Genomic DNA, 24,540 nt, shown 5'->3' with positions numbered 1-24,540 from the left:
AGCCCTTGTTTAAAGCAGCGAACGAAGGTTCGCTTTCTTGAAGATTCGCGGTGCCCATAGGTGCGCGGCAGATTCTTGTAGCGTGAAGAATAGCTAAGCGCTATGCTCATCGCGCTGTAAGAAAAGCGCTCGGGTTTACTAACTAACGAAGCGGTACAAAGAAGAAGGGGATCGGCCATGGCATCTGACGGGTCAGTCGCTCCGAAGGAGCGCGTCAATATCGTATATCGTCCGGCGACAGGGGATGCCAAGGCGGAGGTGGAGTTGCCGCTGAAGCTGCTGGTGCTGGGGGACTTCACGCTGCGCGACGACGATACGCCGATCGAGGAAATGAAGCCCGTCAACGTCGACAAGGACAATTTCAACGACGTGCTCAAGGGGCAGAAACTGTCGCTGGATCTGGCGGTGCCCAACCGTCTGGAAGCGAATGCCGATCCGGACGCCGCGCTCGCGGTGAACCTGAAGTTCGAGTCGATCGACGACTTCTCGCCGGACGCGATTGTCGAGAAGGTGCCGGAGCTGCGCCAGATGATTGCGCTGCGCGATGCGCTCAAGGCGCTCAAGGGGCCGCTGGGCAACATCCCGGATTTCCGCAAGCGGGTTCAGGATCTCATCGAGGACGAGGGCGTGCGCGCGCGTCTTCTGAGCGAGCTGGGCATCGGCGAGAAGTGATTGCGCCGGGCGGGCATCGTCCATATCGTCGATTTCGTCCGTATCCATTCGGGGACAGCACATGAGTGAAGAGCAAAAGCAGCAGGAGCAGGCCGTCGCAGAGCAGGCGGCCGCGGGGGGCTCGCTGCTCGATCAGCTGATCGAGTCGGCGCGCATCAAGCCCGGCGACGAGGCGTATTCGATCACGCGCCAGGGCATCCAGGCGTTCATCTCGCAGTTGCTCGAGCCGCAGCATGCGGTGGAGCGCATCACGCAGGCGACGGTGGACAGCATGATCGCCGATCTGGACCAGAAGCTGTGCGCGCAGGTCGATGCGATCCTGCATCACGGCGATTTCCAGAAGATGGAGTCGGCGTGGCGCTCGCTGAAGTTCCTGGTCGAGCGCACCAACTTCCGCGAGAACGTCAAGATCCAGGTGCTCAGCGTGAGCAAGGGCAAGCTGCTCGACGACTTCCAGGATGCGGCGGACATCACCAATTCGGGGCTGTACAAGAACCTGTACACGGCGGAGTACGGCCAGTTCGGCGGACAGCCGTTCGGCGCGATCGTGGCGAACTACGAGTTCGGGCCGGGCACCCAGGACGTGAAGCTGCTGCAGTACGCGGCGAGCGTATCGGCGATGAGCCATGCGCCGTTCATCGCGGCGGCGGGTCCGCAGTTCTTCGGGGTGGACACCTACGACCAGTTGCCGAACCTGAAGGACCTGTCGTCGATCTTCGAGGGTCCGCAGTTCGTCAAGTGGAACGCGTTCCGGGAGTCGGAGGACGCGCGCTACGTGGGGCTGACGCTGCCGCACTTTTTGCTGCGTGTGCCGTACGGTGCGGATACGGTGCCGGCGAAGAAGTTCAACTACAGGGAAGACGTGTCGGGCGGCAACGGGCAGTTCCTGTGGGGCAACGCGGCGTTCGCGTTCGCCTCGCGGCTGACGTCGAGCTTTGCGGACTACCGGTGGTGCGCGAACGTGATCGGGCCGCAGGGCGGGGGCACGGTGGGCGACCTGCCGGTGTACACGTACGAGTCGATGGGCGAGCTGCAGAACAAGATCCCGACGGAGGTGCTGATATCGGAGCGGCGGGAGTTCGAGCTTGCGGAGCAGGGTTTCATCGCGCTGACGATGCGCAAGAACAGCGACAACGCGGCGTTCTTCTCGGCGAATTCGGCGCAGAAGCCGAAGTTCTTCGGCAACACGAAGGAAGGCAAGGAAGCGGAGCTGAACTACAAGCTGAGCACGCAACTGCCGTACATGTTCGTGGTGAGCCGTCTGGCGCATTACATCAAGGTGATCCAGCGCGAGCACATTGGCACGTGGAAGGAGCGTGTGGATCTGGAGAGCGAGCTGAACACGTGGATCCGGCAGTACGTGGCGGACATGGACAATCCGGCCGAAGGGGTGCGCAGCCGCCGGCCGCTGCGCCAGGCGGAGATCGTGGTGGCGGATGTGGAAGGGGATCCGGGGTGGTACCGGGTGGACCTGAAGGTGCGTCCGCACTTCAAGTACATGGGTGCGTCGTTCACGCTGTCGCTGGTGGGCAAGCTGGAGAAGAAATAAAAGAGCCGCGGCGAAGTTTCGGTTCGATGTTTCGTATGTAACACAGCTGAAACGTCGCGCTAACGGAGCGCCTGCATGATGTGAATCATGCGCAGCGCACACAGGAAAGCTGGGCAGAACAGCCGGGGCGCCGAGCCCTGGCGCCATTGACGACTTGCCACCAGTTAAACCGGGGAAAACTATCATGCCGATGCCGTGCTATCTCGTACTCGAAGGCCAGAACCAGGGAAAGATCGAAGGCTCGACGAAGGTCAAGGGCCACGAGGGAAAGATCCTGGTGCAGGCCGTGGACCACACCATTGAAATTCCGAAGAGCCCGCAGACGGGGCTGCCCACGGGCAAGCGGGTGCACCTGCCGATGACGCTGACCAAGGAAATCGACAAGTCCTCGCCCAAGCTGTTCCAGGCGCTGACCTCTGGCGAGCAGATGAAGGACGTGACGCTGGAGTACTACCGCATCTCGCCGAAGGGCACGGAAGAGAAGTACTACACGGTGAAGCTGTCGAACGCGATCCTGACGAACGTACGCGCGTGGACGCCGAACTGCCTGGCGCTGGAGAACAAGCAGATGGGCCACATGGAGGATATCTCGTTCACCTACGAGAAGATCACATGGACGTTCGACCCGGACGGCATCGAGGCGGAAGACTCGTGGCTCGCACCGAAGTCCTGAACGGGCTGAACGTGGTGAGCGGGCGGTGACGGGACGTGACCACCCCGCCGTTCGGCGTATCCGATTTCACGACAAGCCCTTCGGCCAGTTTCCGGTCGCCACCGATATCGGCCTGAGCGTCGGCAATGCGTTCAGCGCGAACGCGGCGCAGGTGAAATTCAACGGCTCGACGCCGAAGTTCAGCGGCCCGCTGAGCCAACTGGAATGACGACGGTATGAAGATCCTCAAGCCCGACAACCTCGCGCTCGTCTACCGCGCGCTGCGCTTCGCGCGGCGCGACACGCTCGCCGTCGGCATGATCGCGGGCTTTCGCTTCGAGCCGGCCGGCCTCGACGGATTGATGACGGAAGACGCGTTCTGGCCGGTCGTCGCCGCAGCGCTCGGCAAGGACGCGATCCTCGACGAGGGCTATCCCAAGCCGGCCGGCGAATACAAGGTCTATGGCGCGGCGCATGCGCCGGCCGGCACGCAGGTCGCGGAGATGCGCGCGGGCGTGCGGATCGGCGCGCTGTCGAAGGCGCTGATCGTCCTCGGCGACCGCGAGTTCAATGCGCTGGGCGCGATCACGGCGCCCAAGCCCTATGCAAGCATGCCGATTGCGCCGGCCACCGCATTTGGCGGCGCCGGATGCGTCGACAATCCGCACGGCAAGGGCTTTGCCGAAATCGTCAACGACGACGGTACGCGCGCCTGGCCGCTGCCCAATGTCGAAGCCGAGGGGCAGCGTTTCTTGCGCCGCGGCGAGCGTGCCGTGCCAGCCGGATTCTGGGGCTTCGACATGGCGGCGCCATTGCGCCAGCAGCACCTCGGCGTCTGCGACGAGCGCTGGGTGAAAGAGGAGTGGCCGCACCTGCCGTCCGATACGCGGCCCGAGCTGTTCCTGAGCGCGCCGCTCGACCAGAGGCTGTCCGGCTACTTCGCAGGAGACGAGCGCTTCGAGCTCGACAACCTGCATCCGCATGCGCGGCGCCTCGCGGGCTCGCTGCCCGCGCTGCGCGCGCGGTGCTTCGTGAACGTGCGCACGTCCGAGGGCGAAGCGTTGCGCGAGTTGCAGACCCGTGCGGAAACGGTGTGGCTGTTCCCCGAGTTCGAATGCGGCGCGGTGCTGTACCGCGCGCTCGCCGACGTGGCGGACGCCGACGGCAGTGACGTCCTCCACGTCATGGCCGAATGGGAGCGCATGGACGAAGCGCCGTTGCCGTTCGAACACTATCGCGCGCGCTTGCACGAACTGCTGACGCAAGCGGCCGCCGCGACGCCCGCAGCGGCGCCAGCTATTGCGCCCGAGGCTGGGGCGGCCGTCGCCGAAGCGCAACCCGCTGCCGCGGTACCGCTGGCCGCCGCGGCGTCTGCCACCGCAGTGGCGGACCCGGCGCTGGCCGCCGAGCCGCATCTCGCGATCGCCCGCGCGCTGGCCGAGGAGCTCAATGCCGAGTCGCGCGCGCGAATGCAGCAGCACAATCTGACCGATGCCGATATCGCGCGCTTCCTGAAGCCGGAAGCGCCCGAGCGCACGTATTCGCTCGCCGAGGTCGAGCAGATGGCCGAGCGGCTCAATGCCGAGTCGCGCGCGAGGATGCAGCAGCACAACCTGACCGATGCCGATATCGCGCGCTTCCTGAAGGCGGATACGCCTGAGCGCGTGCCGACGCTCGCCGAGATCGGCAAGCTCGCCGACGACGTCAAGATCGAGGCGCGCGCGCTGATGCAGCAGCACAACCTGACCGAAGCGGATGTGGCGCGCATGCTGCCCGCCGAAACGGCCGCTACTCTGGGACCGCTGTCGTTTGCGGGGGGCGAAGCGCAATCCGCCTTTGCCGCGCTCGGCGCGGTGCTGAAGCCACCGTCGCCACCCGCGCTCGAACTGTCGGGCAAGCTGCCGGAAGCCGCGGCGGCGGCACTGCCGGTGCGGGCGGCCGCGCCGCTCACGCGCGAAGATGTGATCGCTCGCCACGCGGCGCGGCAAAGCCTTGCGGGTTACGACCTCTCTGGTCTCGATCTCTCCGGCCTCGATCTGTCCGGTGCCGATTTTTCGGGCGCCGCGCTCGACAAGGCCTCGTTCGCGAAGAGCCGCCTTGAGGGCGCCGATTTCACCCACGCCCTGCTGCGCGAGACCGATTTCAGCGAAGCCGGTCTGCAGCACGCGCAATTGGGGGGAGTCAGTGCTGCGAACGGAACGTTCGCAAACGCCGACCTGCGGGAGGCGCAACTGGCCGTCGGCGACTTTACGGGTGCCGATTTTTCCGCCGCGCAGCTTGCGAGTGCCGATCTGCGCCGTGCGGTGTTCGACACCGCGAAAATGCCGGGCGTCGACGCATCGGCCTGCCGGGCCGAGCACGCGAGCTTCACGGGCTGTGATCTGGCAAACGCGAAGTTCGGCGGCGCGGCGCTCGCGAAGGCGAGCTTCAGCGGCAGCCGTCTTGCCGGCAGCGACTTTTCCGCCGCGGCGTGCCAGCAGGCCGAGTTCTACGGCGCCGATGCGCAGGCGGCGCAGTTCGCCGGCACCAACCTGAACGGCTCGCGCGCCGACGCCGACACGCGTTTCGACGAAGCGCGCTTCACGCGCACGCAGCTCAACCGCGCCTGTTGGGAAGGTGTGCAGCTGCGCGGTGCGAAGTTCGAGGAAGCCGTGCTCGATTACGCCGATTTCACTGGCGCGCAGGCGCAGGCCGCGCAGTTCGGCATGTCGTCGGCGAAGGGCGCGCGCCTCGCGAACGCCGACCTGAGCGGCGCGAACCTGGACGCGGTCAACCTGTTCGGCGGCTCATTGCGTAAAGCGAACGTGAGCGGCGCGCACCTGCGCTTCGCGAACCTGTACGGCGTCGATTTCGACGGTACGCGGCCCACTGTCGCGATGCTCGAAGGTTCGAACATCGACTGCACCATTCTTCAATTCAGGCCGCCCGTCCTATGAGCACCACGCACACCACCGCCCCGGCACGCATGAGCGCGGACGAAGCCCGCGCAGCGCTCGCGGCGAACCGCGCGCTGGCCGACGCCGATCTGTCGGGCGCCGACCTTGCCGGCGCCGATCTGGCCGGCTGCCGCCTGCACAACATCGTGCTTGCCGGTGCCGACCTGCAGCGCGCGAATCTCGCCGATGCCGATCTACAGAACGTGTCGCTCGCGCGCGCGTTGCTGGGCGCCGCGAACGCGCAGCAGGCGCGCTTCGAAAACGTCGACTTCAGCGGGGCCGAGGCGCGCGGCGCGGATTTCACCCATGCCGCCTTCGATCGCTGCAACTTCACCGGCACCTCGTTCGCATCCGCGCGTCTCGTGCGCAGCGACGCGCACGGCTGCGTCCACGCAGGCACAGACTACTCGGGCGCCGACCTGCATCGCCACACCGCGATGGACGCCGACCTGAGCGGCGCGCGGTTCGACGGCGCGTCGCTCGTGCAGGCGTTTTTGCGCGGCTGCGACCTGAGCGGCCAGGACCTGCGCAGTTGCGACCTCACCATGACGATCATGGACGGCGCGCGGCTGCGCGGCGCCAACCTCGCGCTCGCGCGGCTCGACCGCACAAGCCTGATCGGCGCGCAGTTGCAGAACGCCAACCTGCAGGGCGTGAACGCCACCTTCGCCGCGTTCATGAACGCGGTCTTCACGCAGGCCGACCTGAGCGGCGCCGTCTGTGAAATGGTCAACGCCAGCGAAGCCGACTTCGGCGAGGCACGTGCGGAGGCGTCGCGCTGGAACAAGTCGGTGCTGACCGCCAGCGCCTGGCGCGCCGCCTCGCTGAAATCAGCTCGCTTCACCTATTGCGATCTTTCGCATGCCGATCTGTCCGTGGCGGATTGCTCGCAGGCCGACTTCAGCGGCGCAAATCTTCACGCGCTCACGCAGAACGGCACGCGCCTGAACGGCGCGCGGCTCGACGGCGTGCGTGAAACCGATCCCGTCCTCGCGCGCGCCGAAAGCTGGCAGCCGCGTGCCGCTCCCCGGCCGGACGCCCCTAAGCCGGGCGCGCCGAAATAAACATCCGTAAAGGAACCCTGGACATGAACCGCACGCTCGTCACGATGTCCCGACCCGGCAATGATCCGCAGGCCGGCCTCACGTACGCCACGGTGACTGGCCGCGCCGACCCGTGGTACCTCTTCGACGCTTCGCCGAACGCGCCGCAGCGCGCACTGCGCGCAGACAGCTGCCTCATCGAGCCCGATTGCGGCGACACCGTGCTCGTTTGCTCCGGCGGTCCCGGCACGGTGCCGTATATCCTCGCGGTGCTCGCGCGCGCGGTGCCCAGCGGCGCGGCGCTCGTGCTGCCCGGCGACGTGGCGCTGCATACGAGCGAAGGCGCACTGCGCGTCGAAGCGGCCCAGGTGGACCTGAGCGCCACGCGCGGCGTAGCGATGCACGCGCCTGAGATCGTGATGGACGGCGTGCGCGGCGAGATGAAATTCCAGCGCGTGGATGCGGCGATCCAGCAGCTGCACGCGGGCCTTGGCGCCGTGAGCACGGTCGCACAGCAGATCACGACGACGGTCGGCCGGCTGGTCCAGCGCGCCCGCGATAGCCTGCGCTGGACCGACAACGCCGACGAAACGCGCGCCGGCCGCCTGCGCATGCAGGTGGACGAGCGGCTGCACGTGTCGGCGCGCCATGCTACGGTGCTGGCCGAAGGGCAGGTGAAGATCGACGCCAGCAAGATCGATCTCGGATAGGAGTGCGATATGTTTGCAGTCACCAAGGCGGGCGGCCAGTGCATGGCAGCGCCCGATGTATGCAAGACACCTGCGCCGCCTGCGCCGCCGGTGCCCATGCCCTATCCGAACATCGGCATGCCGCCGATGGGCAACCCGGCCACCACCACGGTGCTGATCGCGGGCATGCCGGCGCTCAACAAGTCGTCGGAGATTCCGATGACGTCGGGCGACGAGGCGGGCGTGGCCGGCGGCGTCGTGTCGTCCAAGGTGATGGGGAAGGTGCAGTTCGCGAGCGGCAGCATGACCGTCAAGCTCGAAGGCTCGCCCGCCGTGCGGCTCTCGGACCCGACCCAGCACAACGACGGCAATATCGTCGGCGCCGTGCTCGCGCCGAGCCAGTCGGTCGTGATGGTCATGAGCTGAGGGGGCGCGCTACATCATGAAAACCGTCTGGATCACGGCCTTCGACAAGCAAAAGGACGCCGCGCGCGTGAGCGCCGTCTCGCAGTTGCTCAAGCGCTACGGCCTCGCCACGCAGGGGCACTTCTGGGTGGACGAGCCGGCCAAGCTCGCCTGGCGCGTCGGGCTGGAAGCGCTCGCGGCCGCGCGCGCCGACTTGTGGCTCGTGCTCGCCGACGCCGACGCCCTGGCGAAGCCTTCGGTGCGCTATGGCCTGTCGCTCTTCGCGGCGAGCTTGCGCGAGGCGCGCGGCCTGGGCTTCCCGGTCGTGCTGTCCGCGCAGTCGGCCAGCATGGGCGCCGATACTGTTCCCCCCATGCTCGAAAACGCCATCACGCTCGTGGAGAGTCATCCCGCGTGGCCGGCGAAGATCGTTGCGCGCGCGAACATCGCGAAGGCGGGCGAGGCGCAGGACTACCGGCTCGAGGTGGTCGGCGAGGAGCAACTGGGCCAGTGGTTCGCAATCGGCCCGCGCGAGGGAGTATGGACGGGCGTCGTATTCGGCGTGCAAGGCGGTGACGCGAAGATCGACTTTCAGGCAGTCGGCCCGCGCGGCGCGCTGCCCGAGAAGACCGTGCTCGAGTACGCGCAGGAGGGCCTCACGCTGCAGGTGGGCGAGCGCGCCTTCACGGCCTGGGCGGTGCGCAACCGGCTCGGTCCGGGCGAGGCCTATTACGCGCGCGTGAGGGGCGAGCCCGAGTCGATCCTCTTCATGCCCTATACCGAGGACAACGAGGCCGACGCAACGATCCTGCCGCTGGTCTGAAGTCGGGCCAGCGCCGCGCCGCCTGAAGATCCTTCGGCGCGGCTTTTCTGAGACATCTATGCAACAGAATCGCGGCGTCACAGTAACTGCAATGGTTTTTTTATATACGGGCAAGGCTTTTGTTGGAGAATGCTCGGCTGGACGGGCGGTTAGACTCGATAAGACAAGAGTGGGGCAGAGCGAATGAGAGGGGCGGTAGCGGGGGGCGCCGGAGCAACGGTTGACCGGAACAGCGCGGGCCGGCCGGCATGGCTGGCTGGAGCGGTGCGCGCGCTGGGTACGTTGGGTACATTAAGCGCCGCGCTCGTGCTGAGCGGCTGCGGCGGCGGGCCGCCGAAAGACCCGCTCGCGGACGTCTCGTGGAGCTACGCCACGGACGCCGTGATACTCGAAATCACGGCCGATGCTGGCCTGAACGATTTCGACGGGCAGCCGCACACGCTGCTGCTCGGCATCTACGAAACGGCGGACGCGCAGGCGTTCCGCAATCTCGCGGCCGACCCAGCCGCACTGGCGGGCACGATGGCGGGCGGCAAAGCGCCGACGACGTTCTCGCAGTTCTCGCGCTACGTGGTGGCGCCGGGCCAGCATTCATACCTGATCCTCGATCGCGCGCAAAACACGCGCTCGGTCGGCATCGCGGCCGGCTATGCGCAGATGGGCGTGGCCAACGCAGCGCGCCAGTTCGACGTGCCCGTCGTCACGAAGACCAGCGGCTTCATCTTCAAGACGCGCACCAAGCTGCCCGCGCCGCTCGTCGTGCAGCTCAATCTCGGCGCGCAGGGCATCCTCAACGCCGTGGTGCTGCCCAAGGGTCCCGACGAGGCGGCGCTGCAGCGCGCGCAACAGGTGGAGGGCGGCGGCAAGCAGATCCGCCTCGATGGCAACGGCAACGCGAGCGGCACGGCGTCCGGCGGCGCGAGCAGCAGCGAAACGGGCGTAGTCGGCGCCGCAAATACTCAGGAGACCCCTTTGCGCAAGGTCGGAAACTAGCATGGATCACAACAAGGGCATCTACTGGCATCAGGGCATGTTCATGCAGCCCCAGCACTTCCAGCTGGCAGCGCTGTACGAGCAGTTTCGCGTCAAGCCCGTGTTCGAAACCGGGCTGCCGCACTTCTGGGGCGCTGGCGCGCTCGACATCGCGCCGAGCGCGATCGCGCGCCAGGTGATCGAGGTGCGCGCGGCGCAGCTGATCTTCCCCGACCATACCTACGTGGAGTTTCCCGGCAATGCCGTGATTGCGCCACGCGAGTTCGATGCGGCCGCCGTCGGCGAAGGACGCTCGCTCACCGTCTACCTCGGCGTGCGCAAGCTCGCCGCCGACGGCAACAACGTCACGCTGTGCGAGACGCCCGACGAGGCCATGGCCGTGCCGACGCGCTATGCCAGCATCGCGAACCCGCCCGAGGTGCCGGACCTCCATTCGGACGGACCGCCCGCATCGGTGCACACGCTCCTGCACGTGGTGAAGGTGTTCTTCGAGGGCGAGCAGGCGAACCTCGGCCAGTACGACCTGATTCCGGTCGCGCAGCTCGTGCGCGTGGGCGAGACGGTCAAGCTCTCGGACCGCTACATCGCGCCATGCTATGCGCTCACGGCGTCCGACGCGCTGCTGCGCATCGCGCGCGAGATCCGCGACGACGTCGTGGGGCGCGCGCATCATCTGCAGGAGCTCAAGAGCCCGCGCGAGTTGCAGAAGGCGGAGTTCGATCCCGGCTACATGACGCTGCTGCTCGCCATGCGCACGCTCTCGCGCGCGAGCCCCGGCCTCGTGCATCTGACGCAGACACCCGCGGTACATCCATGGCTGCTGTACGGCGAGCTGCGCCGGCTGATCGGCGAGCTGAGCGCGTTTTCGGAGCGCTTCGATATGCTGGGGGAAGCGCAGGACGGCACCCCCGGGCTGCCCGCCTACGACCACATGGATCTGTACGCGTGCTTTTCGCGCGCGCAGGTGCTGATCGGCTTTCTGCTCGGCGAGATCGCCACGGGCCCCGAGCATCTCGCGGTGCTCGAGTATCGTGACGGCCTGTATGCGGGCGAGCTGCCGCGCGCGTTCTTCGACCGGCGCAATCGCTTCTATCTCGTGCTGCGCTCGGACGAGAACGCCGCGCAGGTGGTGGACGGCGCGCTGCGCGACGCGCGTCTTGCCAATGCCGCCGACGTCCCGCGCCTCGTCGCGCACGCGTTGCCGGGCCTCGACCTGATTCACCTGCCGCAGGCGCCGCAAGGCTTGCCGCGGCGCTCGTCGTCGAGCTATTTCCGCATCGAGCAGGCGAGCGAGTTATGGGACGCCGTCGAGCGCGACGAAAGCATCGCACTGCAATGGCCGGACGCGCCGCAAGATCTGCGCGCGGAAATCGTCGTGCTGCGGAGGTAGCATGACGCTCATCGACTGCCTGATGCCTTTGTTCGCGCAGGTTCGCGCGTTTGCCCAGGCGCCCTCGGGCGATGCGCAAACGCTCACCGTGCAGCTCGACAACGCCATCGCCGCCGCGCGCCACCGCGCCCAGGACGCGGGCCACGCGCAGGCCGACGTCGATGCCGCGCTGTTCGCGTTCGCCGCATGGGCCGACGAAGTGCTGCTGACGACGCGCTGGGAGGGCGCCGCGCAATGGCAGCGCCACCTGCTGCAGCGCCGCTACTTTAATCTGAGCAACGCCGGCGTCGCGTTCTACGAGCGCCTCGCGCAGCTCGCGCCCGCAGAGCGGGCGGTGCGCGAGGTTTTCTACCTGTGCCTCGCGCTCGGCTTCGGCGGGCGCTATGCATACGACCGCAACCAGAAGGCGCTCACCGACATCAAGCGCGCCAACCTGGCGATGTTGCTGCCCGACACCGAGCTGAGCGCGAGCGCGCAGGCGCTGCTGTTTCCGGACGGCTACGGCGTGGCCTCCGGTGCGCAGGACCCCGCGCGGCCGACGCTGCGCGCGCGCCTCGCCACGCGCTGGTCGCGCGCGGCGCTGGCCGCGATCCTGCTGCCGCTGTTTCTGCTGGTGCTTCTCTTTGGCACCTATCACTACGTCGTCGGGCAATCGGTCGATACGCTTCTTGCACAGATCCACTTATGAAAAAGCTCGGCCTCGTGCTGCTCTGGCTGCTCGCCCTGATCGTGCTCGCGCTCGTGAGCTGGGGCGTGGTCCTGTACTTCGGCTGGCCGCTGTGGGTCGCGCTGGCGATCTTCATCGGCGTGCTCGCGCTGTATTTTTTCGCCGGCTTCGTGCGCCGCATGATCGTCATGATGCGCTCGCGCAGCCGTCTCGCGCAGCAGTCGGCGGCGCTGCGTAGCGAGACCGTCACGACCGTGGCGCCCGAAACGCTGCTGCGGCGCAAGTGGAAAGCCGCCGTGGCGACGCTGCGCCAGTCGAACCTGCGCAGCCAGGGTGATCCGCTCTATGTGCTGCCGTGGTACATGGTGATCGGCCGCTCCGGTACCGGCAAGACCACGGCGCTTACGCGCGCGCGGCTGTCCTCGCCGATCCAGAAGGTCAGCCAGCAGGCCGAGATCGGCCAGACCGCCAACTGCGACTGGTGGTACTTCGATCGCGCCGTCGTGATCGACTGCGCGGGCCGCTACGTCCAGGCCGAGGACATCGACCAGGATCGCCGCGAGTGGGAACTCGGTCTGGACCTGCTTGGGCGCTACCGGCCACGCGAGGGTCTCGACGGTCTCGTGCTCGCGGTCAGCGCGGACCGGCTCGCGGCGCCCGACGCCGATGGGTTCGCGGACGAAGGGCGCGTGGTGCGCGCGCGCATCGAGCAGCTCATCAAGATGTTCGGCAAGCGCTTTCCCGTGTACGTGCTGATTACGAAATGCGACCGCCTGTACGGCTTCGAGGCGTGGGCGCAGGCACTGCCCGCGGACGCGCTCGACCAGGCGATGGGCTATCTCGCCGACGAAGCCAGCGACGGCGAGGCCGCCTTCGCGGCGCGCGCGCTCGACTCGATCGGCGCACGTCTTGCCGCGTTGCGGCTCGCGCTCGTCGCGCGCAACCCGGACGCGTCGCCCGACCTGCTGATGTTTCCGAACGAGCTTGATCAGCTGCGCACGGGGCTCGCGCAATTTCTCGCGGCTTGTCTCGCCGATAACCCGTACCTCGAGCGGCCGCTGCTGCGCGGCATCTTCTTCAGCAGCGGGCAGCAGGAGGGCGGGGCGGTGTCGTCGCTGCCGGGCGTGCCGCTGCCGCCGACGCCCGTGCACACGGGCGGCATCGCCGGGCTGTTCCTGCACGACTTCTTCGGCCGCATCCTGCCGCAAGACCGGCATACGGCGAAGCCGGCCGTGCTCGTCAATCACTGGCGGCGCGTCACGCAAAGCGTGGGAATCGCGGCGTGGCTGCTGCTGCTCGTGATGATCGGCATCCTGCTGTCGGTCTCGTTCGCCGGCAACATGCAGACTCTTGCGTTCGTGCGCAGCACGCGCCCCGACCAGCCCGCATTGAACGGCAACCTGGCTCACGATGCCGATGTGCTGGCCGTGTCGAACGACGTGCTCACGCAGGTCGCGCAGAACGACCGGCGCTGGCTGTCGGGACTGCTTGGCAACGGCGCCGGACTGCCGGATCTGGAAGCGCGCCTGCATGGCGTGTTCGTGAAGCAGTACCGCGAGGCGATCCAGCCCGCCGTCGACCAGAATGAGCAGGCCGCGCTCGCGTCCGCGGGTAACGCGCCCGTCGAGGCGGCGAGCCAGATCCTGAACCTCGCGCGCTCCATCGGCATCGAGCAGGCGCGCCTCGGCGGCGCGGATCGCGCAGCGCTGGAGGCGCTGCCGCAGCCGGTGCCGACCCAGCTCTATCCCACGCGCCTGAACGAGCAACTGAACCAGCTCGCGATCTCGTCGCTCGTCTGGTCGCCCGAGGACGCGCCGTGGCTGCGCGAACGCGTGAAGGCGCAGCGCGCGCTGCTCGATCAGCTCGTGAGCGCGGATCCGCAGATGACCTGGCTTGTCGGCCTCGTGCCGGATGGCGCGGGCGCGCCATCCGTGCGCGCGAGCGACTACTGGGGTAGCGGCCTCGTGAGCCGCGCGCCGCAGGCAGCGCCGATGGGGCAACCCACCCAGATCGCGCAAGCGCCGCAGGTGGCCGGCGCACCCGAGGTCGTCGTGCCGGCCGTCTACACGGTGGCGGGCAAGCAGGCGCTCGACCGGCTCGCGGCGCAGATCCGCGCTGCCGTGAGCGACACGGCGCAGTTCGACCGCGAGCGCGCCGCCTTCGATACCTGGTATCGCGCGCAGCGCGTGACGGCGTGGCAACGCTTCACCGACGCGTTCGCGAGCGGCGCGACGCCGTATTCGAACGAAGCCGACTGGCGCGCCGCGCTCGGCACCGTGAGCGGCGCGCAGAGCCCTTACTTCCGCCTGATCGCACGGCTCGCCGACGAGTTCAAGGACGACTTCCACACCTCGCGCGGTGCCGCCGCCGACGAAGCGCCGCTGCCGGGCTGGCTCACGCTCGCACGGCAGTTCGAGCAACTACGCGAGCAGGCGACACGACTCGGCGCGACGAACCGGGCCATCAAGCTGGCCGGCGCGCTCAACGCGGTGGGCGCCTCGGCCATCCGCGAGACGCTGGCGGGCGGCCCGATCGCGGGCGGCCAGACCGTCAACAGCAACCTGGGCGCCGTGGACGCGCTGAGCCTTTACCTCGGAGCCTTGAACAAGCTCGCGATCGACAGCGGCACGGGCAGCGGCAAGGACTATCAGCTCGCGGCGGATTTCCATCAGGTCGCAACGAGCGCGCAGCCACAGCCATCGCTGATGATGGGCGCGCTGGAGCCGCTCACGCGCCTGCACACGCTGATCGGTGCCGGCGACGGTTCCGATCTCGTGACCTGGCGGCTGATTCGCGGGCCGTTCGATTTCCTCTCGAGCTATATCGAGCAGCAGACCTCGTGCGAGCTGCAGCGCAACTGGGATTCGAGCGTGGTGTGGCCGCTGCAAGGCGCGCTCGACAAGAGCGCGGCGGTCGATCAGCTATTCGGCGCGAAGGGCACGGTATGGGCGTTCGCGGACGGGGCCGCCAAGCCCTTCCTCGTGCGCGACGCGAGCCGCTACGACGTCGTGCAGACGCAGGGCTACAGCGTGCCGTTCACGCCGGCCTTCGTGACCCTGCTCAACGGCGCGCTCGGACGCCAGGTCACCCAGCAGCAGACGCAGCAGCGCAGCGCCGCAGCAAAGCAGACGCAGCAGTTGCAGGCGCAACAAGCCCAGTTGCAGGCGCAGCAGACGCTCGACCAGCTCGACCGGACGCTGGCTACGGCGAAGCAGCAGGCCGACGCCGGCCGCGCGCTCTCGGTCCCGCTCACGATCACGGCGCAGCCCACGGGCGTCAACGCGGGCGCGAAGTCCAAGCCGTACGCGACGATCCTCACCGTTCAGTGCGCGGCCGGCGTGCAGACGCTCAACAACTACAACTTCCCGGTGAGCAGCAGCTTTGCGTGGACGGCCGGCCAGTGCGGCGACACGCGGCTGCAGATCAAGATCGGCAATCTCGTGCTGACCCGCAGCTATCCGGGTCCCCTTGGCGTCGCCGCGTTCCTCAAGGACTTCGCCAACGGCCAGCGCCAGTTCGTGCCGGCCGACTTCCCGGCCGATGAGGCCGCGCTCGATGCGCTCGGCGTGCGCACGCTCACGGTGAGCTACGCGTTCACAGGCAACGACACGGTGCTCGACGCGGCGCGCGCGATCAATACCTACGAGACGCTGCAGAAGACCACGGCGGAGCAGAAGCAGCAGATCCAGGACGCGCAGGCGCAACGCCAGCAACTGAGCATCGTCGATCAGATGGCCGCGCAGAATCCGCCGCTGCCGGCGTCGGTGCCGAGCGTCGCGGGCAGCGCGCCGAGCCTTGCGACTCTCGGGCTGCCCGCGATCATCGGCGCCTGCTGGCATGCGCCCGTGCTCGCGGGCGCGGCGCGCAGCGACGGCATGTAAGGCGCGCCGCGACGGCGGGCGAGTCAGGCGGGCGGCGCGTGCGCCGCGCCGCCGAACCGCATTTGTGCGCCCGGCTACGCGGTGCGCGTAAACGTCCCCAGGCCCTCGTCGTTGAAATAGTCGAGCGTCACCTGCTGCCCCGCGAAGCTGACCTCGAAGCGCGAGCCGGCCGGCGCCTCCGTGAGCGGCAGGACGTAGCTGAACACGTCGCCGTTCCAGTGCGTGCAGGTGAACTGGGTGCCGGCGGGACCGAGCGTGAGCACGAGCGCATTGTTCTGGACGGCAACCTGTAGCGGACCGAAATAATCATTGGCGTAGACGCCCGCGTAATTTGCGAGCGGCTGCGCGGGTGTCGGCGATGCGGGGGGCGTCGCGCCCGCCAGCGCGCCCATGGGTTTCGAGTACTGGCCGAACACCGTGCCGAAAAACGTCGCCCAGTCCCGCTGGGCCTTGCCATACTGCACGAGATCGAGAAACTGGTAGGCGAGCGTTTCGGGCACGCCGATCGGCGCCGTGTTGGTGAGCACGACAATCGCGAGGTTCATCGACGGCACGACCATGAAGGTGGTGGCGGCGCCGGTGGTGAATGCACCGGAGTGATTGAACGTCACGCGGCCACTATCGAGCGTGCTCACGACGAAACCGAAACCGTAATACGAGGCCGGCAGCGTCGCACTGGCGGCGCGGCTCTGGATCTGCTGCGAGAGTGCTGGCTGGAGCGCGCTGGCGGGAATCAACGTCTGGCCGTTGACGGTGCCGTTGCCGAGCAGCATCGCGAGCCATCGGGCCATGTCGTTCGCGGACGAGCTGACACCGCCCGCCGGCGATTGCGGGTCGGGGTCGCGCAGCGGGCCGGGCACGTATTGGCCGTTGACCAGGACGTGGCCCGCCGCGGCATTCGTGCGCACGGCGAAATCGGCGTAGAGCGAACTGGTGCGCGTCATACCGAGCGGCGCGTAGATTGCCTGTTGCGAAAGCGTGGCCCAGTCCGTGCCCGCCGCGGCCGCGACGCCGGCCGCGCCCGCGGTGAGTCCGAAGTTCGTGTAGTGATAGGTCGTGCGGAACGGGTCGAGCCCGAGGTAGTGCAGACGTTGCAGTATTTGCGTCTGGTCGTAGCCGATCTCTTCGAGGCTGTCGCCGGCATGGTCCCGCAATCCCGAGCGATGGGCGTAGAGATCGCCGACCGTCACCTCCGCGGTGACGGCCGGATCGGACAGCGTGAACCACGGCAGCACGCTGGACATGGGGGTGTCCCACTTCACGACACCGTTGCCGACTTGCGCGGCGACCACCGTCGCGCCGACCGATTTGGATACCGAAGCAAGCTGGAAGACGGTGTCGGCGTCGACGCTTTGCTGCGTTTTCACGCTCGTGACGCCATAGCCTTTGGCGAAGACGGTCTTCGCGCCCTGCACGACCGCGACCGACATTCCGGGAATGCCCGAGCTCGCCATCAGGTTGCGGGCGAGCGCGTCGAGCTGCGCAAGCGCGTTGACGATCTGGGTGTCCGACACCGGGCCGTCCGGGCCGAGCGAGACCACCGCGCCACCGCCGCACGCGCTCAGTGCGCCGCACAGCGCCGTTCCGAGCATGCGCCGGCGCATCAGGAAATGGGAAGTCACTGCCGGGTTCGTCTTCATGGTCTCTCGCTTGCTTTGTTGTGCGTGGTGGGGGCATGCGAAGCGGCGACGCGCCGCTCAGGCAATCAGATAATCAGGCGCACGGCCGTGGCCGCGTTCAGTGGCGCGATGCGCGCGAGCAGGGCGTCGGTTTCAGCCTGGTTTTCGTCGTTGCGGCTAAGCACTGCCCAGGCCGCGCGCAGGCCGTCGGCGGCGAGCGCCGGGTCCCATGCGGCGATGCCGTAGCGGTCGATCTCCGCGACCACGGCGCGCGCGAACGAATCGAGCCGCGCGCCCGGGCGATGCTCGAGCAGCAGATCGCAGAGCGCCGTGCGCAGCCGCAGCCGCGCAGCCACGGCGGCGTTGCGCTCGATCGCGTCCTGCAGGCACTGCGCGGCGTCGGCCAGTTCACCTTCGGCCGCGAGCGCCCGCGCCCGCGACAGCGCGCCGGCGAGCGGATCGGGTGCCGCCGCGGCTTCGCCGCCGCTGCCTGCCGCGAGCGACTGCAGCCATTGCACGGTGTCCGAGTTCGCGAATGGCACGCCGTTGGCAAACTTCAGCTGTGCGATGCACGTCATGCGGTCGACGAACTTCGCGGTTTCGTTGCACACCTCTTTGCGCGCGGCGGCCCATGTCTCGCCGAGTTGCGCGAGCGCCGCCGCGGCGACACAGTTCAGGTCGAGCCAGAACGGATGCTGACGCAGCTGGGTTTCGGCGAAGCTCACGAGATCGGCGTGCGCCGCGCGCGACTGCAGCGCGCGCAGCGCGTCCTGCAGCGGCGGGATCGGGCCGGGCAGCGCGGTGTCCGTGCCGGCGCCCACCGGCACGCGTTCGATGCCGGTCCACACGGCGATGCGCCGCAGGCGGAAACCCATCGCGTTGGACGGATCGGCTTCGGCGTACCAGGCGCCGATATTCGCGAGCCGCTCGAGCGCTTCAGTCGCGGCGCGCTCGGCGCTTTCGGGCCCATCGACTGCCGTGGACGCGAGCGCGGTGTCCGCCAAGCCGGACGCCGTTGCGGCAGGCGCGGCGGAGGTGAGCGCAGGGGCCGCAGCAGGGGCCTCGCTGCGCGGCGCACTGGCCGGCGTGGTCGCCGTTGCGGGTGCATCGGTTGCCGCCGGCGTTTCGGCGACCGGCGGGGGCGGCGCAGCTTCGGCGATCGGCACGGTGCCGGCGAGTGCGCGCAAAGGCTGCATCGAGGGCGCTTCGCTGTCCTTGTCGGCGAGCACGCGATCGATCGTATCGAGCGCCGTGCGCAGGCTCTCGACCTGCTGCGGGTCCTGCGGCGGCCAGCTCGACCAGTCGTGTTCCTCGGCATGCGCGCGCACGCGGTCGATCAGCCATTGCAGGGCGTTGCGCCGCGCGCGCAGCCGCGCGAGCGGCGGATGCAGTTGATCCCACCACATGTCGAGCAGCGCGGCCAGCATCTGCGCGCCGTCGCTCAAGCCCGGCAGGCCGCGCGTGACGAGCAGGCCGCCGGCCAGATAGCAGGCGACGAGCACATCCTTGCCCTTGCTCGCGAGCAGCGTCGACGAGAGCTGCACCACCTGCTCCCAGTCCGGCGTGCCGCTAGCCGCCGGGTTCGACATCCTGGCGATTTCGTTCTGCAGCGACTCGAATTCGGGTTCGTCGCGCACGTCGGCGCCGCAGGGCTGCGCTTCGCTGACCGGTTGTGTTGCGAGGCTCGTGTAGTCGTTCACTGGGCAATGGGCTGTCTGGAAAAGTTGGTCGGGAAGGGCGCTCAGGTCCACAGCGGCTCGATGACCGCATCGAAGAGATAGCCCGCGCCGCGCTCGGTGCGCAACAGCGTCGGGTTCTTCGGATCGCGCTCGATCTTGCGGCGCAGCCGCAGGATCTGCACGTCGATGGCGCGGTCGTAGATGTCGTCGAACGCGCGCGTGCTCTCGAGCAGCTTCTCGCGCGAGATGATGCGTTGCGGCGAGCTCAGGAACACCACGAGCAGATTGAATTCGGCGTTGGTGAGCGGCACGACGCTTGCGTCGGGCGAGGTGAGCCGCCGCGTGTTCAGGTTCAGCGTCCAGCCCGCGAAGCGATAGGCGCGCGGATGCTTGCCGCGCGTCATCGGCGCCTGCGTCGCCTGCCCCGCGCGGCGCATCACGGCCCGCAGGCGCGCCAGCACCTCGCGCAGCGAAAAGGGCTTGGTGATGTAGTCGTCTGCGCCGAGCTCGAGCCCCATCACCATGTCGGCTTCCTCGTTGCGCCCCGTGATGTAGACGATGGGCACCGGCGCCTGCTCGCGCCAGCGGCGCGCGAGCTCCGTGCCGTCGCCGTCGGGCAGGCCGAGGTCGAGCAGCACGAGATCATAGGGCTTCGCGTCGAACACGCTCATCGCCTCGACGGCGCTCGCGGCGCCATCCACGCGATAGCCGTGACCCGACAGGTACTCGATCAGCATGGTGCGCATCGAGTGGTCGTCGTCGACGATCAGAATGGAAGGTTGCGGCGGCAGGGTCATGGCAGGCTCTTGAGGGCGGACGCGGCGGCGCGGCCGAGCGCCTCGCGGTCGAAAGGTTTGGGGAGGACCGTCGCACGCGCGGCCCGCGCGACAGTGACGACATCGGAGTTATCCGAGCACAGGATCACGCGCAGCGCCGGCACCTGGTCGCGCAGGTGCTCAGCGAGGTCGGCGCCGTCCATCGACAGGCCGTCGAGGTCGGCCAGCAATAGCGCAATGCTGTCGCGCAGATCGGTGGCATCGGCGAGCGCTTCGAACGCCTCGCTCGCGTCGCCATAGCCGAGCGGCTCGAAGCCCAGTTCCGCGAGCCAGTTTTCGCTGCGCTCGCGCGAAGCCGGATCGCCGCCGATCAGCACGACGGCCTCGCCATTGCCCAATTGCCCGGCTGGCGGGAAGGGCGCTGCTTCGGCCAGTGGCAGGACGAGTCGAAAGCGCGTGCCAGCGCCGCTCGTCTCGACACTCACGCCGCCCTGGTGCTCGCAGGCGACGCCAGCAACGATCGCAAGGCCAAGACCGGTGCCGTTTCCTTGTGCGCGCGTTGAATAGAACGGCTCGAACAGATGCGCAAGGTGTTCCGCGGGAATGCCACCGCCGTCGTCCTCCACCTCGATCCAGACGGAGGAGCCCGGCGGCGCGTCGCCAACGGCGAGCGGCGCAGCCATCGGCCCGGCGCTGGCCACGCGCACGACCACACGCGAGCGCGCGGCGAGGCATGCATTGCGCACGAGATTGAGCACGGCGCGCACGAGCTGGCCACGGTGCGCGGTGACGGGCCACGGGCCTGCGTTTGCCTCGATATCGATGACGACGCCGTTGCGGCTGAGCGGGCGCGCGAGCGCGACGGCTTCGCCGACGACCGACGCAAGCTCGTGCATTTCGCGCACACGATCGCCGCGGCGCGCGGCGAGCAGAATCTGCTCGGTCAGGTCACGGCCCCGCGCAGATGCGGTCCGCACCTCGTCCAGCGCCGGGCGGGCGGACGAACCCTCGGGCAGGCGATCATGGGCGATTTCCGCGTAGCCGTCGACGGCCGCGAGGATATTGTTGAAGTCGTGCGCAACGCCGCCGGCCAGCAGGCCGAGCGACTCCATGCGCCGCGCCCGCTCGAGGCGCAATGCAAGCTGCCGGCGCTCGCGCGTGGCCACGGCGACGAAGAAAGTCAGAATGGCGAGCCCGGCCATATCGACCTGAAGGCTCCAGGAGCTGTTCGCACCCTCGTACTGGTAGGGGCCGAGATGCACGAGCGTCAGACTGACGCCGAGTATTGCCGCGGTCGCCACTGTCGCCGCAGCCGCGGGCAGGCCGCCGTAAATGGCAACGGCGGCGAGCACGAGCGCGAGCATCCCGCGCTGCACTTCTTCGGAAAGGTTCAGTGCGGCCGTTGCGGCGAGTATCGTGACGACGGCGAGGCATCCTGCCAGCGCACTGAGACGCTCGCCGGGCGCCGCGGCGGATGATCGGTCCCGCCATGCGAGCAGGGCAGGCACGAGCACCAGCACGGCGACGCCATTGCCGACGAAGAGGATCTGCCATTCCCGCCACCAGCTGTCGCCGCCCAGATCGGCCGCGAATGTGGCGCCCAGCATGGCAGTGAGCCCGATGCCCACGAGCGGCAGCAGCACGAGAAAGCGTATCAGCGCCGAGGTGGTGGACAGTATGCCGCTCGCGCCGACATAGCGCCGGCCCAGCCACGCGCATAACGCCACCTCGAAGACGTTGAGGAGGCAAAAGCCGACGTCGCTACGCCAGGATTCGGCACTGAAATGGCCGTTGGACGCGACTGCGGCCAGGACTGCGAGCAGAAAAGGGAACCACTGTCGCGGCGGCAGCGGCCAGAGAAAAGCAATTGCGGTGGCCGGCGCCGGCCAGGCGATGGCAGCGAGGGAGTTGGCGCTCTCGAGGTTCGCGACGGGGCGGGCGAGCAGGTAATAGAGCGTGCCGAGCGCAATGGCTTGCAGGAGCGTGCGTGCGCGAGTCGCCGTCCACGGCACTGTATTCATGCAAATGATCCCCGAATTGCGCCGACGTCTTTCATGGACGGAGCTCGCTACGATTTTTGGGAAATCATATCAAAATCACTCGTCAGTTCGGTGCACAAGCTTCGGTCAGGCGCGATTGAGACGGCCTTCCGGTATTGGGGTTGCGGGCTGCGATTCGGCGCGTGCGTGACCTGGGTGTGCCGCATTCCTTGAATGCAAATCTCGGGTAGCACCAAACGCCAGACGATCTGGTCGATTCATTGTTTTAATAAGGAATCCAATTTTTATGAGTGGCGTGTGTTCGGTTCGTTCAGATAATCTCTAGTGCAACGCGGTGCGCACGCCGGATTTATATTGCGTAGAAATCTGATTCATAACTCGAATCATCGTGGATTGGCTGCGGGCGGCATTAACCCTGCATGGGCTGCGCCACCGGATGCCCTCGTGGCCGCGGCCACGCAGGAAGGGCAGTTGACCTCGATCGCCCTGCCTAATGACTGGTGCGCGGCTCGCTGATCGCCGCATTCCAGAAGAAATACGGCATCCATGTCAACGAGCACAACCCTTGTGCAGGCTCGGGGGGGCGAGATCGAAGCGATCAAGGCGACCACAGGCAATAAGGGACCACAGGCGCCCGACGTGATCGATGTCGGCCTGTCTTTCTCACCCTTAGTCCGGATTGGATAGGGCGCCGGTCTTTCCGGACGTCCACGGATAGCCACTTCATTCCGTTGACTGCCACCGATTCTTGGGGGTAGTTTTGAGTAGGTCGCAGGCTGTGAAGCGAGATACTCCAAGTCCCCGCCGGGACTTCAATCCGCAAAGCCAAGTTGGGTATGATGTCTGTTGCACGGTGCTGGCGGAGCGTGCGTAAATTGAAAAGCAATCCGAAGTTTGTGTGCGGCCACTGACAATAGCGGGAACATTACGACGGAGTCGTATGGTTTTGCCATAGCAAGAGAAGAAAACTTGTCGTAATGGCCCGGGTATTTCATATTTTTCCGGAGAAAGCGGGGCGCTCACGCGAGTAAAACAGCCTACGGCCTCCCCCCGTTTTGCAAACCCGGACGCTTCATGCAGCGTTGGCCTGCTCAAATCTATCGTTGTGGGGACTGCTCCTCGCGACACGATAAAGTTCACGCTCGCGAGCCCCCCATAGTTAGGCGGCTTCAGGAGCGTCTTTCTTGCCGGGCGTCCCATGCGCATCCCAACTCCGTTGCCTGCGAACCCCGGGGCGGCCGGGATCTCGCCGCCCTCGATGAGTTCCGCCCGATGCGTGCCGGGGCTGTGCACCCATCACACCCGGCGCGTTCATCGCCGCATCCAGGCCGGCCTCCAGGACCGGAATGGATGCCTGCACCCGGGCCAGCGCACCCTCGGCCTGGCTCACCTGGAGATCTGCCGCCGGCTCCTTGCCGTACAAAAGGTTGATGGTCGACAGCAGTTCCTGGTGCGTCTGCAACTGCTTGCGCGCCACCTGCAGACGAGCCTGCAATCCGCGAATGGTGATGTAGATGTCGGCGGTCTGGGAGGTCACAGCCAGGCGCGTGGCCGCCTCGCTGGCCTCTGAAGCCTGATAGTCGGCAAGTGCCGCTTCCCGCCCGCGACGCAGGCCACCAAACACATCGAGTTCCCAGCCCGCGCTGAAATTGGCCTCGAGCGCTCGAAACCGCGTCGAGTTCAGGACACGTCCCAGCGGCGTTTCAACCGACTGGTAGACCCGGGCCGCCGGGCCGCTTGCGTTGCCGGAAGGCAGCAGCGCTGCATTCGCTGCCCCGAGTCCTGCGCGCGACTGCGAGACGCGCGCCGCGGCCTGCGCGAGGTCAAGGTTCTGCTCCAGCGCAAGCGTAACGAATCGTGTCAGTTGCGGATCGCCGAAACCTGACCACCATGTGGCCAGGTCCGCACTCGCTACCGCCTGCCGATGACCTGGCGGCCTGCCCTCGGATATGCTCTGGCATCGCTACAACTGGGCGACATAGTCGGGGCCGCCAGCGCAACCCGCCGATAGGCTGACGACAATGGCCGCAGCAAGGAAGTGTTTGGGTAGCATGAGCGTCTTTGCGAGAACCTTTTCGATGACCATAAAACCAAATAGTCACTAGTTGTCCATTTCTGTATGCTATGCCCATGAAAAAGACCACCACTCCTTCCGCTCCCGCGCGCGGCCCGGCTGATCACGAGGTGCGGGACCAGATCGTTGCCGCCGCCACCGAGCACTTTAGCCGGTATGGCTACGAGAAAACGACGGTATCTGACCTCGCCCGGGCGATCGGGTTTTCGAAGGCGTACATCTACAAGTTCTTCGAATCGAAGCAGGCCATTGGCGAAATGATCTGTGTTAACTGTCTGCGCCAAATCGAAGGCGAGGTGCGGACAGCGGTTGCACAGGCGGATCTGCCGCCGGAAAAGTTGCGACGAGTGTTCAAGGTCTTTACCGAGGCCAGCCTCAGGCTGTTTTTCCGGGACCGCAAGCTGTACGACATCGCTGCGTCAGCCGCAACGGAAAACTGGCAGGCGGTGCAAGCTTATGAAGCACGGGTTCAGAAGCTGCTCCAGGAAGTGCTCCAGGAAGGCCGGCAAAGCGGTGACTTCGAGCGCAAGACGCCATTGGATGAAACCGCGATGGCGATCTATCTGGTGCTGCGCCCCTACCTCAATCCGCTTCTTCTGCAATACAACCGCGATACCACCGACGTCGCGCCGGCGCAACTCTCCAGCCTGGTACTTCGAAGCCTGTCGCCATGACCCCGTTCTTTTTGTGAC

The 24,540-nt window shown here is 67.2% G+C and carries 18 protein-coding genes and 2 pseudogenes; 15 read left to right on the top strand and 5 right to left on the bottom strand.

Annotated features, from left to right (window positions below; translation table 11 throughout):
• The first annotated feature begins 177 nt into the window (after nt 1-177).
• The 13 genes from tssB (at nt 178) to P5W99_RS27865 (ending at nt 15,700) form a co-directional block, all read left to right on the top strand.
• Entirely contained in the window at nt 178-672 is a 495-nt protein-coding gene (gene tssB / locus P5W99_RS27925) for a type VI secretion system contractile sheath small subunit (protein WP_421029155.1), read from the top strand.
• A 61-nt stretch (nt 673-733) separates the two neighbouring features.
• Nucleotides 734-2,221, top strand: coding sequence for a type VI secretion system contractile sheath large subunit (gene tssC, locus P5W99_RS27920; RefSeq protein ID WP_421046687.1), 1,488 nt, complete (start codon nt 734-736; stop codon nt 2,219-2,221).
• Nucleotides 2,222-2,405: 184 nt separating this feature from the next.
• Nucleotides 2,406-2,894: an Hcp family type VI secretion system effector gene (locus tag P5W99_RS27915; RefSeq protein ID WP_421029157.1), complete on the top strand. Its 489-nt coding sequence runs from the start codon at nt 2,406-2,408 to the stop codon at nt 2,892-2,894.
• A gap of 25 nt (nt 2,895-2,919) precedes the next feature.
• Complete coding sequence (locus P5W99_RS27910) at nt 2,920-3,102, top strand: hypothetical protein (protein WP_421027996.1); 183 nt, start codon at nt 2,920-2,922, stop codon at nt 3,100-3,102.
• 7 nt (nt 3,103-3,109) lie between these two features.
• Nucleotides 3,110-5,809, top strand: coding sequence for a DUF2169 family type VI secretion system accessory protein (locus P5W99_RS27905; protein WP_421027995.1), 2,700 nt, complete (start codon nt 3,110-3,112; stop codon nt 5,807-5,809).
• On the top strand, nt 5,806-6,873 hold the full coding sequence (locus tag P5W99_RS27900; protein ID WP_421027994.1) for a pentapeptide repeat-containing protein: 1,068 nt from the start codon (nt 5,806-5,808) through the stop codon (nt 6,871-6,873). The genes P5W99_RS27905 and P5W99_RS27900 overlap by 4 nt, the downstream gene beginning before the upstream one ends.
• A gap of 23 nt (nt 6,874-6,896) precedes the next feature.
• Nucleotides 6,897-7,562 (top strand): DUF3540 domain-containing protein, encoded by a 666-nt coding sequence (locus P5W99_RS27895; RefSeq protein ID WP_421027993.1) that lies wholly within the window; start codon nt 6,897-6,899, stop codon nt 7,560-7,562.
• A gap of 9 nt (nt 7,563-7,571) precedes the next feature.
• Entirely contained in the window at nt 7,572-7,967 is a 396-nt protein-coding gene (locus P5W99_RS27890; RefSeq protein ID WP_421027992.1) for a DUF4150 domain-containing protein, read from the top strand.
• Nucleotides 7,968-7,983: 16 nt separating this feature from the next.
• Complete coding sequence (locus P5W99_RS27885; protein ID WP_421027991.1) at nt 7,984-8,769, top strand: hypothetical protein; 786 nt, start codon at nt 7,984-7,986, stop codon at nt 8,767-8,769.
• 183 nt (nt 8,770-8,952) lie between these two features.
• A complete protein-coding gene (locus tag P5W99_RS27880) occupies nt 8,953-9,762 on the top strand; it encodes a type VI secretion lipoprotein TssJ (protein ID WP_421027990.1) in 810 nt (269 codons plus the stop codon).
• 1 nt (nt 9,763) lies between these two features.
• Nucleotides 9,764-11,152 carry a type VI secretion system baseplate subunit TssK gene (gene tssK / locus P5W99_RS27875; RefSeq protein WP_421027989.1) on the top strand — a complete coding sequence of 463 codons (1,389 nt, stop codon included), beginning with the start codon at nt 9,764-9,766 and terminating at the stop codon, nt 11,150-11,152.
• 1 nt (nt 11,153) lies between these two features.
• A complete protein-coding gene (locus P5W99_RS27870) occupies nt 11,154-11,840 on the top strand; it encodes a DotU family type IV/VI secretion system protein (RefSeq protein WP_421027988.1) in 687 nt (228 codons plus the stop codon).
• Complete coding sequence (locus P5W99_RS27865; protein ID WP_434665351.1) at nt 11,837-15,700, top strand: type VI secretion protein IcmF/TssM N-terminal domain-containing protein; 3,864 nt, start codon at nt 11,837-11,839, stop codon at nt 15,698-15,700. The genes P5W99_RS27870 and P5W99_RS27865 overlap by 4 nt, the downstream gene beginning before the upstream one ends.
• A 74-nt stretch (nt 15,701-15,774) precedes the next feature.
• On the opposite strand, the gene P5W99_RS27860 is transcribed toward P5W99_RS27865, so the two are convergent.
• The 4 genes from P5W99_RS27860 to P5W99_RS27845 all read right to left on the bottom strand — a co-directional run bounded on the left by P5W99_RS27860 (nt 15,775) and on the right by P5W99_RS27845 (nt 21,795).
• On the bottom strand, nt 15,775-17,340 hold the full coding sequence (locus P5W99_RS27860) for a serine hydrolase (protein WP_434665349.1): 1,566 nt from the start codon (nt 17,338-17,340) through the stop codon (nt 15,775-15,777).
• Between the two features lie 65 nt (nt 17,341-17,405).
• Nucleotides 17,406-19,019, bottom strand: a complete 1,614-nt coding sequence (gene tssA, locus P5W99_RS27855; RefSeq protein ID WP_421027985.1) for a type VI secretion system protein TssA — start codon at nt 19,017-19,019, stop codon at nt 17,406-17,408.
• Nucleotides 19,020-19,060: 41 nt separating this feature from the next.
• Nucleotides 19,061-19,795, bottom strand: a complete 735-nt coding sequence (locus P5W99_RS27850; RefSeq protein ID WP_434665347.1) for a response regulator — start codon at nt 19,793-19,795, stop codon at nt 19,061-19,063.
• On the bottom strand, nt 19,792-21,795 hold the full coding sequence (locus P5W99_RS27845; RefSeq protein ID WP_421027983.1) for an ATP-binding protein: 2,004 nt from the start codon (nt 21,793-21,795) through the stop codon (nt 19,792-19,794). The genes P5W99_RS27850 and P5W99_RS27845 overlap by 4 nt, the downstream gene beginning before the upstream one ends.
• Nucleotides 21,796-22,128: 333 nt before the next feature.
• Here P5W99_RS27845 and P5W99_RS27840 point away from each other — a divergent pair.
• Nucleotides 22,129-22,452: pseudogene (locus P5W99_RS27840) on the top strand (ABC transporter substrate-binding protein); the annotation flags it as partial.
• A 534-nt stretch (nt 22,453-22,986) separates the two neighbouring features.
• Here P5W99_RS27840 and P5W99_RS27835 read toward each other — a convergent pair.
• A pseudogene (locus tag P5W99_RS27835) lies at nt 22,987-23,827 on the bottom strand (TolC family protein); the annotation flags it as partial.
• A 77-nt stretch (nt 23,828-23,904) separates the two neighbouring features.
• Here P5W99_RS27835 and P5W99_RS27830 point away from each other — a divergent pair.
• Nucleotides 23,905-24,522 (top strand): TetR/AcrR family transcriptional regulator, encoded by a 618-nt coding sequence (locus P5W99_RS27830; RefSeq protein WP_421027982.1) that lies wholly within the window; start codon nt 23,905-23,907, stop codon nt 24,520-24,522.
• Nucleotides 24,523-24,540 lie beyond the last annotated feature (18 nt).

It is taken from the genome of Paraburkholderia sp. A3BS-1L (assembly GCF_051125215.1).
GTDB lineage: Bacteria > Pseudomonadota > Gammaproteobacteria > Burkholderiales > Burkholderiaceae > Paraburkholderia.
The sequence above is the reverse complement of the archived record's forward strand: the minus strand, read 5'-3'. Positions and strand labels throughout refer to the sequence as shown.